Annotated in this window: 15 protein-coding genes; 10 read left to right on the top strand and 5 right to left on the bottom strand. The window is 71.4% G+C overall.

Translation table 11 applies throughout. From position 1 onward, the window contains the following. Positions 1-13: 13 nt before the first annotated feature. On the bottom strand, positions 14-889 hold the full coding sequence (locus CLV40_RS28900) for a helix-turn-helix domain-containing protein (RefSeq protein ID WP_181043794.1): 876 nt from the start codon (positions 887-889) through the stop codon (positions 14-16). A 293-nt stretch (positions 890-1,182) separates the two neighbouring features. Here CLV40_RS28900 and CLV40_RS28895 point away from each other — a divergent pair, with 293 nt between their 5' ends. From CLV40_RS28895 to CLV40_RS28860, 8 genes are all read left to right on the top strand, one after another. After that, positions 1,183-1,383 carry a DUF397 domain-containing protein gene (locus CLV40_RS28895; protein ID WP_104482160.1) on the top strand — a complete coding sequence of 67 codons (201 nt, stop codon included), beginning with the start codon at positions 1,183-1,185 and terminating at the stop codon, positions 1,381-1,383. Positions 1,384-1,534: 151 nt separating this feature from the next. After that, positions 1,535-3,223 carry a sodium:solute symporter family protein gene (locus CLV40_RS28890; protein WP_104482159.1) on the top strand — a complete coding sequence of 563 codons (1,689 nt, stop codon included), beginning with the start codon at positions 1,535-1,537 and terminating at the stop codon, positions 3,221-3,223. Between the two features lie 11 nt (positions 3,224-3,234). Then, positions 3,235-3,498 (top strand): hypothetical protein, encoded by a 264-nt coding sequence (locus tag CLV40_RS28885; protein ID WP_104482158.1) that lies wholly within the window; start codon positions 3,235-3,237, stop codon positions 3,496-3,498. 46 nt (positions 3,499-3,544) lie between these two features. Beyond that, complete coding sequence (locus tag CLV40_RS28880; protein ID WP_146108275.1) at positions 3,545-4,570, top strand: DUF3558 domain-containing protein; 1,026 nt, start codon at positions 3,545-3,547, stop codon at positions 4,568-4,570. Positions 4,571-4,623: 53 nt separating this feature from the next. After that, a complete protein-coding gene (dhaK, locus tag CLV40_RS28875) occupies positions 4,624-5,625 on the top strand; it encodes a dihydroxyacetone kinase subunit DhaK (protein ID WP_104482156.1) in 1,002 nt (333 codons plus the stop codon). Beyond that, positions 5,626-6,219, top strand: coding sequence for a dihydroxyacetone kinase subunit DhaL (gene dhaL, locus CLV40_RS28870; protein WP_104482155.1), 594 nt, complete (start codon positions 5,626-5,628; stop codon positions 6,217-6,219). Continuing rightward, positions 6,216-6,872, top strand: a complete 657-nt coding sequence (gene dhaM / locus CLV40_RS28865) for a dihydroxyacetone kinase phosphoryl donor subunit DhaM (protein WP_104482154.1) — start codon at positions 6,216-6,218, stop codon at positions 6,870-6,872. The genes dhaL and dhaM overlap by 4 nt, the downstream gene beginning before the upstream one ends. A 140-nt stretch (positions 6,873-7,012) precedes the next feature. Beyond that, on the top strand, positions 7,013-8,794 hold the full coding sequence (locus tag CLV40_RS28860; RefSeq protein WP_104482153.1) for a 3-hydroxyacyl-CoA dehydrogenase family protein: 1,782 nt from the start codon (positions 7,013-7,015) through the stop codon (positions 8,792-8,794). A gap of 130 nt (positions 8,795-8,924) precedes the next feature. On the opposite strand, the gene CLV40_RS28855 is transcribed toward CLV40_RS28860, so the two are convergent. From CLV40_RS28855 to CLV40_RS28845, 3 genes are read right to left on the bottom strand one after another with little or no spacing between them, the layout of a single operon-like run. Beyond that, complete coding sequence (locus CLV40_RS28855) at positions 8,925-9,131, bottom strand: FmdB family zinc ribbon protein (RefSeq protein ID WP_104482152.1); 207 nt, start codon at positions 9,129-9,131, stop codon at positions 8,925-8,927. 25 nt (positions 9,132-9,156) lie between these two features. Then, entirely contained in the window at positions 9,157-10,146 is a 990-nt protein-coding gene (locus CLV40_RS28850; RefSeq protein ID WP_104482151.1) for an aldo/keto reductase family protein, read from the bottom strand. A gap of 54 nt (positions 10,147-10,200) precedes the next feature. After that, positions 10,201-10,854 carry a DUF3043 domain-containing protein gene (locus CLV40_RS28845; protein ID WP_104482150.1) on the bottom strand — a complete coding sequence of 218 codons (654 nt, stop codon included), beginning with the start codon at positions 10,852-10,854 and terminating at the stop codon, positions 10,201-10,203. A 44-nt stretch (positions 10,855-10,898) separates the two neighbouring features. Here CLV40_RS28845 and CLV40_RS28840 point away from each other — a divergent pair, with 44 nt between their 5' ends. Continuing rightward, a complete protein-coding gene (locus CLV40_RS28840) occupies positions 10,899-11,927 on the top strand; it encodes a glycerate kinase family protein (protein WP_104482149.1) in 1,029 nt (342 codons plus the stop codon). Positions 11,928-12,049: 122 nt separating this feature from the next. Further along, positions 12,050-12,412: a HesB/IscA family protein gene (locus CLV40_RS28835; protein WP_104482148.1), complete on the top strand. Its 363-nt coding sequence runs from the start codon at positions 12,050-12,052 to the stop codon at positions 12,410-12,412. 172 nt (positions 12,413-12,584) lie between these two features. Here CLV40_RS28835 and CLV40_RS38425 read toward each other — a convergent pair whose 3' ends face one another. Beyond that, positions 12,585-12,755, bottom strand: a complete 171-nt coding sequence (locus CLV40_RS38425) for a hypothetical protein (protein ID WP_181043793.1) — start codon at positions 12,753-12,755, stop codon at positions 12,585-12,587. Positions 12,756-12,889 lie beyond the last annotated feature (134 nt).

The raw sequence follows: 12,889 nt of genomic DNA, 5'->3' as shown, positions 1-12,889 counted from the left end.
CGTGGGAAAGCGCCTACGCGTCGGTATAGCGGGAGATCTCGTGCGCCAAGCGGCGGGTGCTCTGCTCGGCGGTGAGCGCGAGCGCGGTCAACGCCTCGAAAGTCGCGGTGTAGTGGGGTATGCGCTCGTCCTCGCGGACCAGCGCGCTGTGCACCGGGTGGTCGATGAACACGACCGTGCTGGTGGGGACCGGGTCGTCGCTCTCCGCGGCGAGGTCGAAGACCGCGAAGCACTCCCGCAGGCCCGGGTGCGCGCCCACCGAGTACTCGATGATCCGCACGTCCACCTTGCCCGCCTCGACCAGGTCGAGCAGGTGCCGCAGCTGGTCGGCCATCACGCCCGGGCCGCCGACCCGCCGGTGCAGGACCGACTCGTCGAGGACGACGGTGTACGCGGGGGACCGGTCCGACGCCAGCAGCCCCTGGCGGGTCCGCCGGAGTTCGAGTTGCAGCGCGAGGTCTTCCTCGGAGGTGCCGTCGATCGGCTGGAGACCGCGGGCGTAGCCGCCGGTCTGCAACAGCCCGGGTAACAGGACGGTGCTGACCTGGCGGATCACCTTCGCGGCCCCTTCGAGCGCCAGGAAGGTCAGGAACTGCGGCTGCACGACGTCGTGGTACTTGCCGAAGGGCGACGGGCGCCTGGTCTCCCTGGCCAGTTCCAGCAGCTTCTCGACCTCGGCCCGGTCGGTCACCCCGTAGACGGCCAGCAGCGCGTGCACGTCCGCCGCGGTGAACCGGCCGACGCCGCTTTCCTTGCGGATCAGCGTGCGCGTCGACCAGTCGAGCGCCTTCGCCGCCTGCTGCTGGGTGAGCTTGGCGGCGTCGCGCAGCCGCCGCAGCTCCGCCCCCAGGCGCAGGCCGGGGACCGCGGGGGCAGGGAGGTGTGCCACGTGAGACCTCCGGGGGTGGGGGATCCGGCGTGCGCGCCCCGCCGCGCAGGCTCGCCGGACCAATCGCTGTCACGGGTCATGCAGTCATGTGACATCGAATCTAGCACGGTGTGTGCGGTGGATGTCCGATCTGTGACCTGTGCGCCCGGCCGATCGCGCGGCGGTGGAACCCGAGCATCCGGCGCGCGTTGGGCGAAACGGGGATTTCTCGCCACCCGACCAGCGGATGTGATTCTCCACGAGCCGTCGGAATACTTGATGAACCGTTTCATCGGACCGGCCTGGAGGATTTCATGACACCGTGTGTCGCCGCGTGGCGGAAGAGCACCAGGAGCGAGGCTTTTCTGAACTGTGTCGAGCTCGCCTGGACTCCGACGGGGCTCGGAATTCGCGACTCGAAGAATCCTGGACAGAAAGTGGACATTTCCGAATCGTCCGCTGTTCGGTTCTTGGCTTTCCTCTCCGCAGGGCTGGGGGAACGCCCGCGAATGTGATGCCACCGGTGGTCGGGCCGCGGTGCCGCAGCGGCTCGACACATCGGTCAAATCGGCTATAGCGGACTGGTTGAACGTTCGTCATGCAGGGTGCGCCGGGCGGGTGGATGCTGTGCCGGTGATCACTGCGAGGTGAACGGCGGGTGAGGACATGCACCTTCTGGCCGATGCCGACCTGCGGCTCGACGCGGCACCCATCGACTACGTCCTGTTGGCGGTCTACTTCGTCATGGTGTTGGGGATCGGGGCGCTCGCCCGGCGGTCGGTGTCCAGCAGCCTCGACTTCTTCCTCTCCGGGCGGTCCCTGCCCGCCTGGGTGACCGGGCTCGCGTTCATCTCGGCGAACCTCGGCGCGGTCGAGATCTTCGGCATGACCGCCAACGGCGCCCAGTACGGGCTGCCGACGATGCACTACTACTGGATCGGCGCCATCCCGGCCATGGTCTTCCTCGGCCTGGTCATGATGCCCTTCTACTACGGCTCCAAGGTCCGCAGCGTCCCCGAGTTCCTGCTGCGCCGCTTCGGGAAGTTCGCGCACCTGGTCAACGGGCTCAGCTTCGCCACCGCGCAGGTGCTCATCGCGGGCGTCAACCTGTTCGCCCTGGCCACGGTCGTCAACCTGCTGCTCGGCTGGCCGCTGTGGCTCAGCGTGGTGGTCGCCGCCGCGATCGTGCTCGCGTACACCTCGCTCGGCGGGTTGTCGGCCGCGGTCTACAACGAGGTCATGCAGTTCTTCGTCATCGTGGCGATGCTGCTGCCGCTGACCTTCGTCGGGCTGCACAAGGTCGGCGGCTGGCAGGGGCTGGTCGACAAGATCACCGCCGCCAACCCCAGTACCGCCGCCGTCCAGCTCTCCTCCTGGCCCGGCACCAACCTCACGGGCATCGCCGACGCGACGCTGTCCGTCCTGGGCATCGTCTTCGGGCTCGGGTTCGTGCTGTCCTTCGGCTACTGGACGACCAACTTCGCCGAGGTGCAGCGGGCGATGTCGGCCAAGAGCATGTCCGCGGCCCGCCGGACGCCGCTCATCGGCGCGTACCCGAAGACCTTCATCGCGCTGATCATCATCATCCCCGGCATGATCGCCGCGGTGCTGGTCCCCGAGCTGGCCGCGCTCAAGCAGGGCCAGAGCAGCGACGTCACCTACAACAACGCCATCCTGCTGCTGATCCGCGACCTGCTGCCCAACGGCATGCTCGGCATCGCGATCACCGGTCTGCTGGCCGCGTTCATGGCGGGCATGGCCGCCAACGTCAGCTCGTTCAACACCGTCTTCACCTACGACCTCTGGCAGGCCTACGTCCGCAAGGACAAACCCGACGACTACTACCTGCGCGTCGGCAGGCTCGTCACCGTCGTCGGCTGCGTGGTCGCGATCGGCACGGCGTTCATCGCCAGCAGCTTCAACAACATCATGGACTACCTGCAGACCCTGTTCGGCTTCTTCAACGCGCCGCTGTTCGCGACGTTCATCCTCGGCATGTTCTGGAAGCGGATGACCCCGCTGGCCGGTGGGCTCGGGCTGATCGCCGGTACCGGCACGGCCGTCACCATCGACGTGCTCAACCGCAACGACGTGCTGCACCTGGCGGGCCAGGGCGCCAGCTTCGTGGCGGCCAGCGCGGCGTTCGTGGTCGACATCGCGCTCAGCGTCGTGGTGTCGCTGCTCACCCGGCCCAAGCCGGACAGCGAACTGGTCGGCCTGGTCTGGTCGCTCACCCCGCGTGACCAGCTGCGGCACGACGACACCGGGGAGAACGCGGGCTGGTACCGCAAACCGGTCGTCCTCGCGGGCGGCGTGCTCGCGATCACCCTGGTACTCAACATCGTCTTCTGGTGAGGGGGCAAACGATGAGCGGGAACAAGCGCGCGGGGCTGTTCGACCTGCGCGGAGTGCTGGCCCTGCTGTTCGGCGTCTACGGTTTCGTGCTCACGGTCATGGGCATCGCCACCACGTCCCAAGAGGACCTCGACCGGGCGGGCGGCATCAACGTCAACCTGTGGATGGGCGTCGGCATGCTGGGCGCGGCGCTGCTGTTCGCACTCTGGGTGCGCTGGCGACCGCTCACCGTGCCCACCGAGGAGACCGGGGAACGCGCGCCCGAGGACGCGTAGCGGGATTCAGTCCCCGCAGGCCCGGTCGGGTGGTTACCGTTTGGCCGTGCGCGTTGTACTTCGACTGACGGTGGCCGTACTGGCCGGGATCCTGCTCGTCTCCTGCGGCGTCGACCGGGGCAAGTGGGCCAACCCGCAGCGGACCCACCTGGCCCCCGACGCGGGGTTCGGCGGGACCTCCGGGCCACCCACCACCTCCGGCGCCAAGCCCACCACGACGACCAGCCGGACGTCGGCCGGAGCCGCGTTCACCCTCGACGCGCTGCGCGAGGTCGACCCCTGCGGCCTGATGGCGGAGAAGACCCTCAAGGGGCTCGGCGAACCCGCGGAGAACCGGCTGCGCGACTACGCCCAGTGCTCCAACTACATGAAGGACACCCGCGGCAAGGACCTGAACTTCACCCTGACCATCGGCGAGACCGCCACGGTCAAACCCGACGGCAAGACCGTCGGCGGCCTGCCGCTGGCCCAGACCGAACTCGACGACCACACCGCCTGCTTCCTCACCGCGATCACCGACACCAACGCCAACCAGGGCATCACCGTGCAGACCGGCACCCGCGACGCGAGCGACTCCTGCACCCCGGGCCGCGCGCTGCTGGAGGCCGCGGTCAACCGGATCCGCGAGGGCGCGCCGGAGCTCAAGGTCGACAACCGCACGCTGCGCGCGCTCGAACCGTGCACGCTGTTCTCCAACGCCGTGCTCGAAACCGTGGTCGGCACCGGTCCCCGAACCCGCCCCAACGGCCTGCACGGGTGCGGTTGGAACGGCGACGACGTGTCGTTCTCCCTGCGCTTCCGCATCGCGATGAAGCCGGACGACCTCGCCGAGACGTCCAAGACCACCCCGGTCAACCTCGGCGACGGCGTCACCGCGCAGCAGCTCAACGAGGTCAAGACCGGCGCCCGGTGCAGGCTGGAGTGGGCGCACGCGGCGTTCCCCGGCGACAACGAGCGCGCCGAGGTGGTCAGCCTGGAGTTCAGCCGCTACTCGGCCAAGGCGGGCGAGGACGTCTGCGCCAAGACCCAGACCGTGGCCAAGTCGCTGATCCCCCGTTTGCCCAAGCGCTAGCCCGCCGGGCCGGTGTAGGAAGGAAGGCGGACCCTCGAGCCAGGGAGGCCCGCGTGAAGAAGATCCTCAACGACCCGGCCGCGGTGGTCGCCCAGTCGCTGCTCGGGCTGGCCGCCGCGCACCCGGACCTGCTGCGGGTCACCACCGACCCGGCCGTGGTCAGCCGCGCCGACGGGCCGCGCCCGGGCAAGGTGGCCGTGGTGTCCGGCGGCGGTTCCGGGCACGAGCCGCTGCACGGCGGCTTCGTCGGCCCGGGCATGCTCGACGCGGCCTGCCCCGGCGCGGTGTTCACCTCCCCGACCCCGGACCAGATCCAGGCCGCGGTGTCCCGCGTGGACGGCGGCGCCGGGGTGCTGCTGCTGGTCAAGAACTACACGGGGGACGTGCTCAACTTCGAGACGGCCGCCGAGCTGCTGGCCGCCGACGGCGTCGACGTCCGCACCGTGCTGATCGACGACGACGTGGCCGTGCGGGACTCCCTCTACACCGCGGGCCGCCGGGGCGTGGGTGCCACGGTGCTGGTGGAGAAGGTCGTCGGCGCCGCCGCCGAGGCGGGCGCGGACCTGGCGACCTGCGAACGCGTGGCGCGCGCCGCCGTGGCGGGCGCGCGCTCGATGGGCATCGCGCTGACCGCGCCGACCGTGCCGCACGTCGGCGAGCCCAGCTTCACCCTCGCCGACGACGAGATGGAGGTCGGCATCGGCATCCACGGCGAGCCCGGCCGCCGCCGGGAACGGCTCACCGACGCGGACGGCGTCGTCGCCGCGCTGCTGGAACCGGTCCTGGCCGACCTGCCCTTCGCCGCGGGCGACGAGGTGCTGCTGTTCACCAACTCCATGGGCGGCACACCCCTGCTGGAGCTCTACCTCGCGCACGGCATCGCCGAGCAGTCGTTGGTGGACAAGGGGATCACGGTCACCCGTCGCCTGGTCGGTCCGTACGTGACGAGCCTGGAGATGCAGGGCATGAGCCTGACCCTGCTGCGGTTGGACGACGAGCTGACCCGGCTGTGGGACGCGCCCGTGCGCACCGCGGCCCTGCGGTGGGGAGCGTAGGTGGGCTGCGACGCGCGGGCCGTGGCGGCGGCGGTCCGGGCGGCCGCCGCGGTGGTCACCGCGCACCGGGACGAACTCGTCCGCCTCGACCAGGCCATCGGCGACGGCGACCACGGCGAGAACCTCAAGCGCGGCTTCGGATTCGTCGTCCAAGCCCTCGACGAGTCCACACCGGACACTCCGGGCGCGGTGCTCAAGCTGGTCGCCACCACGCTGATCTCCAAGGTCGGCGGCGCCGCCGGACCGCTGTACGGCACGGCTTTCCTGCGTGCCGCCACGGCCGTCGGCGACGCGACCGAGCTGACACCGGAGTTGGTGGCCAAAGCCCTGCGAGCCGCGCTGGAAGGCGTTGTGGCGCGGGGGAAAGCGGAAGTGGGGGACAAGACGATGGTGGACGCGCTGGCGCCGGCGGCGGAAGTGGGCTCCTTGGCGGCGGCCGCGACGGCGGCGGAGCGGGGTGCCGAGTCGACGATCCCGCTCGTCGCGCGCAAGGGACGAGCGTCCTACCTGGGCGAACGCGCGATAGGCCACCAAGACCCCGGTGCCCGGTCGACCGCGCTCGTGCTGCGCGCCTTCGCCGAGGCGGCGTCGTGACCGTCGGCATCGTCATCGTCTCGCACAGCGCGGCACTCGCCGCCGGGGTGGTCGAACTCGCCGGTCAGATGGCACCGGACGTGGTCATCATCGCCGCCGGTGGGGACGGCGACGGTGGGCTCGGCACCGACTTCGAGGCCGTCTCCGAGGCGGTCGAGCGCGCGCAGTCCGGTGACGGCGTCGTTCTGCTCTACGACCTCGGCAGCGCCAAGATGGTCGCCGATCTCGCCGTGGAGATGCTGGGCGACCCGGAATCGGCCGCTGTCGTCGACGCGCCCCTGGTCGAGGGCGCGGTCGCCGGTGCCGTCGCGGCCCAGGCCGGGGCCGACCTCGACGGCGTGCTCTCCGCCGCCGCGTCCGCACTGGCCGATCAGACCGAAGTGGACAGTGAGACGGCTGGCGTCACGCTGCTGCTGACCAACGAGACCGGTCTGCACGCGCGCCCCGCGAGCCAGGTCGTCCAGGCCATCGCCGGTCTCGACGCCCAGGTCACCGTGCGCTTCGGCGACCGCTCCGCCGACGGCCGCAGCGTCCTCGCGCTCATGGGCCTCGGCGCCGCCGCCGGTGACCGGATCACCGTCGGCGCCACCGGCCCGGACGCGCGAGAAGCCTTGACCCGCCTGGAAAACCTGGTGCGCGGCGAGTTCCGCTGAGGTGTGGGCCGATCGGGGGACGGGACCGCGACGGAACCGGTGCAGTGACGTGGTTCACGTCTCGATCATGGATCGCCGTGGCATCATCGGCACATGTTACCGGTAGGTAGCATCGCCGGACGCGGTCCCGGGAGGCAGCTGTGGCACGGGAGATCTCCACCGTCGGCGTGGTCGGGCTCGGCACGATGGGCGCCGGCATCGCGGAGGTGCTGGCCCGCACCGGCATCACCGTGATCGCCGTCGAGGCCGACGCGGCGGGCGTCGGGCGCGGTCGCGCGCACATCGAGCACTCCACCGGTCGCGCGGTCGCCAAGGACAAGCTCGACGCAGGCGCCCGCGCCGACCTGCTCGCCAGGATCTCCTACACCACAGCGCTTTCCGGCCTCGCCGACGCCGACCTGGTCGTCGAGGCCATCCCGGAATCCCTCGACCTCAAGGCCCGCGTCTTCGCCGAACTCGACCGGATCGTGCGCCCCGAGGTCATCCTGGCCTCGAACACGTCCTCGCTGTCCATCACCCGGATCAGTGTCCACACCGGACGGCCCGGCAAGGTCGTCGGCCTGCACTTCTTCAACCCCGCCCCGGTGCTGCGGCTGACCGAGGTCGTGCGCACCGTGGTCACCGAGCCCGACGTGGTCGCCGACGTCGTCGAGTTCACCCGGCGGCTGGGCAAGGAACCCGTGGTGATCGGCGACCGCGCCGGCTTCATCGCCAACGCGCTGCTCTTCGGCTACCTCAACCACGCCGTGTCGATGTACGAGTCGCGCTACGCCACCCGCGAGGACCTCGACGCCGCCATGCGCTTCGGCTGCGGCTACCCCATGGGCCCGCTCGCCCTCCTCGACCTCATCGGCCTCGACACCGCCTACGAGATCCTGGAGACGATGTACGCGCAGTCGCGCAACCGGCTGCACGCCCCCACACCCGTCCTCAAGCAGATGATCACCGCGGGCCTGCTGGGCCGCAAGAGCGGGCGCGGCTTCTACACCTACGACGGCCCCGACTCGCCCACGGTCGTGCCCGACGCGCAGACCCCGGTGGCCGCGGCGGAATCCGCCACGGCGACCCGCGAGGTCCGGCGCGTCGGCGTCGTCGGCACCGGCACGATGGCGACCGGCATCGTGGAGGTGTTCGCCCGCAAGGGCTTCGACGTCGTCCTGCGGGCCAGGAGCGCCGACAAGGCCGACGCCGCGATCGGCAAGGTCCGCGAGTCGCTGGACCGGCAGGTGGCCAAGGGGCGGCTGTCCGAAGCGGACCGCGACGCGGTGCTCGCCCGCGTCGCACCGGCCGTGGAGTTCACCGAACTCGCCGACTGCGACCTCGTCATCGAGGCCGTGGCCGAGGAGTTGGCGGTCAAGCGGGCCGTCTTCGGCGCGCTCGACGAGATCGTCAAACCCGGCGCGGTCCTGGCGACCACCACGTCGTCCCTGCCGGTCATCGAGTGCGCGGCCGCCACGAGCCGCCCCGGGGACGTCATCGGCCTGCACTTCTTCAACCCGGCCCCGGTGATGAAGCTGGTCGAGGTCGTCGAGACCATCGCGACCGCGCCCGACGTCGTCGCCACCGCCCGCGCGCTGTGCCTGCGCGTCGACAAGCACCCCGTGCACTGCGGCGACCGCGCGGGCTTCATCGTCAACGCGCTGCTGTTCCCGTACCTCAACGACGCGGTGAAGATGCTCGAGGCGCACTACGCCGAGGCCGACGACATCGACACCGCGATGAAAGTCGGCTGCGGCCTGCCGATGGGCCCGTTCGAACTGCTCGACGTGGTCGGCCTCGACGTCTCGCTGGCCATCGAACGGACCCTCTACGACGAGTTCCACGAGGCCGGGTACGCCCCGGCGCCGCTGTTGGAGCACCTGGTCACCGCAGGCCGTCTAGGCCGCAAGACGGGCCAAGGCTTCCGCGATTACTGTGTCTGATTTCTCCCCCCTCTTCCCCACCCGGCACCGTTCCCGACCGGGCGAGCGGACGACCGGGTGAGTTCGGGCGGAGTCGGCTGACGAGATGGATCTCGCCTGCCAGGGCCCGGGTTCCCGGGGAGCGACCGCGCTATCCGCAACAACCGCCGCCGCAGCACCCGCCGCCCGACGACGGCTCGGGGCCGCTCGCGCCGCGCGCCAGAGCCGCCACGGACAGCAGCCGGACGGTGTCGTCGTGCCCCTGCGGGCACGACGCGGGGGCGGCCGAGTCGCTCATCGGCCGCTGGACGGTGAAGGTGGCGCCGCACTCGCGGCAGCGGAACTCGTACATGGGCACGGCGCCATTCTCCCCGATGGACCGGTCAGGGCGTGACGGTCAACCGGGGGTCGTGCTCGACGACACCCTCCAGCGCCTCGTCGACCGCCTTGAGCAGGTCGTCGTCCAGCTTCACCCCGGCCGCCTTGGCGTTCTCCTCGACCTGCTCCGGCCGGGTCGCGCCGATGATCGCCGAGGCCACGTTCGGGTTCTGCAGCACCCACGCCACCGCGAGCTGCGCCAGCGAGAGCCCGGCCTCCTCGGCCAGCGGCTTGAGCCGCTGCACCGCGGTCAGCACGTCGTCGCGCAGCCAGCGGGAGATCATGTTCTTGCCACCGGCCTCGTCGGTCGCCCGCGAGCCCGCGGGCGGCTCGGCACCCGGCAGGTACTTGCCGGTCAGCACGCCCTGCGCGATCGGCGACCACACGATCTGCGAGAGCCCCTCGCGCTCGGACGCCGGGACCACCTGCTCCTCGATGACCCGCCACAGCATCGAGTACTGCGGCTGGTTCGAGATGAACGGGATGTTCAGCTCGCGGGCCAGCGCCGCGCCCCGGGTGATCTGGTCGGCGTTCCACTCGGACACCCCGACGTAGAGCACCTTGCCCTGCCGCACCAGGTCGGCGAAGGCCAGCATGGTCTCCTCCAGCGGCACCGTCCGGTCGAACCGGTGCGCCTGGTAGAGGTCGACGTAGTCGGTCTCCAGCCGCTTCAGCGACGCGTGCGCCGACTCGATGATGTGCTTGCGGCCCAGCCCCCGGTCGTTGGGGCCGCCGGGGCCGGTCGGCCAGAACACCTTGGTCGCCAGCTCGACCGACTGCCGCCGGGTGCCGCGCAGCGCGCGGCCGAGCACGGCCTCGGCGCGGGTGTTGGCGTAGACGTCGGCGGTGTCGAAGGTCGTGATGCCCGCGTCGAGGGCGGCCTTCACGCACGCGTGCGCGGCCTCCTCCTCGACCTGCGAACCGTGCGTGATCCAGTTCCCGTACGAGATCTCACTGACGTTGAGGCCGCTTCGGCCCAGGCGACGGAACTCCATGCCGCGAATGTACTTCGCGCGGCTAAGGATGTCCCGGGTGGTTCCAGCGGGTGGTCAGCCGACCACGTCACCGGGGGAGACCCGGGGCTTCGGGACGCGCAGCTTGCGCAGCTGGGTGGCGCGGACGAACGCGTACCAGCCGATCGACAGCGGGCGGAAGTTCTCCTTGGGGAACTTCGCGCGCACCCGCCGGTTGATCCGACGACCGTTGAAGATCGCCTCGACGACCATCACGATCAGCATGAGCAGGCAGAACAGCGTCGCGTACTGCTGCACCCGGGGCGACTGGGCGAGCAGCGACACGAACACCACGACCGCCAGCGGCATGAACAGGCCGAGGAAGTTGCGCTTGGCGTCGATCAGGTCGCGCACGTACGCCTTCACCGGGCCGCGGTCGCGCGGCATCAGGTAGCGGTCGTCGCCCTCGTTCATCCGGCGCCGCTGCTCGACGCGGTCCTCCTTGCGCTTGGCGGCCTGGACCGCGCGCTCCTCCTTGGAGCCGCGGGCCCGGCGCATCGCCTCCCGGGTGGTCTTCGGCGGCGGCGGGACGGGCCCGCGCTTGCGCCCCTCGGCCTCGCGGCGCTTCGGGGTGGGCCTGCCCTTGCCCGGGGTGTGGCCCTTCGTCGAGGTGTCACCCACGGTGACGGCAGCGTCCGCCACCTGGTCGGCGTCGGCGCTGTCGGCTGAGTTGCGGCGAAGGAACCTCACGTCGACAAGGGTAGGACAAGCCCGGCGGTCGCTACGCTGCGCCCGTGCGAGTCGTTATCGCCCCCGACTGCTTCGGCGGCACGCTGACCGCCGCGCAGGCCACCGACGCCATCGCCACCGGCTGGCGGCGCGGTGCCCCGCGCGCCCTGCTCACCCGCTGCCCGCTCGCCGACGGCGGCCCCGGCTTCGTCGACGTCCTGCACGCCGCACTCGACGGCGACCTGCGCGCGGACACCGTCACCGGTCCGCTCGGCACCCCGGTCGAGGCCCGCTGGCTGCTGCACGACGACACCGCCTACCTGGAGACCGCCGAGGCCGCGGGACTGCACCTGGTCCCACCCGACCGGCGCGCCGCGACCTGCGAGTCGGCCACCACGCGCGGCGTCGGCGAGCTGGTCCTGGCCGCCAGGGACACGGGCGCCGAGACCGTCGTGGTCGGCCTGGGCGGCTCGGCGACCACCGACGGTGGCGCGGGCGCGCTCGCCGTGCTCGACGGGCAGTCGCTACCCCGGCTCATCGCCGCGACGGACGTGGCGAACCCCCTGCTCGGCACGCACGGCGCCGCCGCGGTCTTCGGCCCGCAGAAGGGCGCCGACCCGGCCGCCGTCGAGCGCCTGGAGACCCGGCTGGCCGCCTGGGCCGACGAGGTCGCCACCCGGTACGGCCGCGACCCCCGCGCCGACCCGGGCGCGGGCGCCGCGGGCGGCCTCGGCTTCGGCCTGCTCGCGCTGGGCGCGGGCGTGGTGTCCGGCGCCACCCTGGTGCGCGCCGCGACCGGCCTCGACGAGGCCGTGGCCCGCGCCGACCTGGTGGTGACCGGCGAGGGCAGCTTCGACTGGCAGTCCCTGCGCGGCAAGCTGGTCACCGGGGTGGCCGCCGCCGCGGCCGAGCACGGCGTGCCCTGCGTGGTGCTGGCCGGGCAGGTGTCGGTCGGCCGCAGGCAGGCGGGTTCGGTCGGGGTGTCGGAGGCGCACGCCGTCGCCGAGTACGTCGGGTCGGTCGAGAAGGCCGTCGCCGACCCCGCCGGGACCCTCGCCGACCTGGCCGAACACGTCGCCCGGCAGTGGGCTTGAGCGCACGGCCTGCCGTGACCGGCGGTACCTGTGCAACCATGGGAGGGGTACGGAACAAATCCCGCGCGCTCCGTGTTGTGCCGGGGTACGTGCCCGAGTAGGACCTTCCAGGGGAGAACGCGATGACGACCGCTCAGGAATCCGGCACCGAGGCGGCAACCCACGGTGTGGAGCTGTCCGCCGCCGCGGCTGTCAAGGCCAAGGCCCTGCTCGAGCAGGAGGGCCGCGACGACATGCACCTGCGCATCGCCGTGCAGCCGGGCGGCTGCGCGGGCCTGCGCTACCAGCTCTTCTTCGACGAGCGCACCCTCGACGGCGACCTGTTCCGCGACTTCGACGGCCTGAAGGTCGCCGTGGACCGGATGAGCGCCCCCTACGTGCAGGGCGCCACCATCGACTTCGTCGACACCATCGAGAAGCAGGGCTTCACGATCGACAACCCGAACGCGGGCGGCTCCTGCGCCTGCGGCGACTCCTTCCACTGAGACACCTTCTCCCGCCACCCACCCCCTCATCCCCACCCGGCATCGTTCCCGACCTGGCGAGCTGACGGCCACCAGGCCCGGTGGGTACGGAGGTGGGCGGCGCTGACCAGTGGCATTCAGGCAAAGGGCCACGGCGGATCTTCCGCCGTGGCCCTTCGTCGTGCCTTGACGATCAGACGAACTCGTCGATCCCCGCCACCTGGGCGACCGCCGCGTCGTCGACGACCCACCTGGTCGCGGGGCGGGGCGCGGGCAGCACCGGCTTGCGCTCGGTGAGCACCGGCGGGATGTCCGCGCAGTCGGCGATCAGTTCGTCGAGGTTGTCCGGTTCCTGGGGCTTCATTGGTCGGACGCTATGCGCTCGACGCGGGACTTCCCAGGGGTACCTGGCGGTAGGGTTCAACAGAGACCTGGGGCCACCCGAACGGGTGGTCGGGTCCGCCATGCCATGACCGCGCCGAGCCCGTGCCCGACGTC

The sequence above is a fragment of the Actinokineospora auranticolor genome (assembly GCF_002934265.1).
Taxonomy (GTDB): Bacteria; Actinomycetota; Actinomycetes; order Mycobacteriales; family Pseudonocardiaceae; genus Actinokineospora; species Actinokineospora auranticolor.
The sequence above is the reverse complement of the archived record's forward strand: the minus strand, read 5'-3'. Positions and strand labels throughout refer to the sequence as shown.

Coding starts and splice junctions, on each gene's coding strand:
- CLV40_RS38425 (WP_181043793.1), bottom strand. CDS start 12,755: ATGAAGCCCCAGGAACCGGACAACCTCGACGAACTGATCGCCGACTGC.
- CLV40_RS28885 (WP_104482158.1), top strand. CDS start 3,235: ATGAGCGGGAACAAGCGCGCGGGGCTGTTCGACCTGCGCGGAGTGCTG.
- CLV40_RS28835 (WP_104482148.1), top strand. CDS start 12,050: ATGACGACCGCTCAGGAATCCGGCACCGAGGCGGCAACCCACGGTGTG.
- CLV40_RS28895 (WP_104482160.1), top strand. CDS start 1,183: ATGACACCGTGTGTCGCCGCGTGGCGGAAGAGCACCAGGAGCGAGGCT.
- CLV40_RS28850 (WP_104482151.1), bottom strand. CDS start 10,146: ATGGAGTTCCGTCGCCTGGGCCGAAGCGGCCTCAACGTCAGTGAGATC.
- CLV40_RS28890 (WP_104482159.1), top strand. CDS start 1,535: ATGCACCTTCTGGCCGATGCCGACCTGCGGCTCGACGCGGCACCCATC.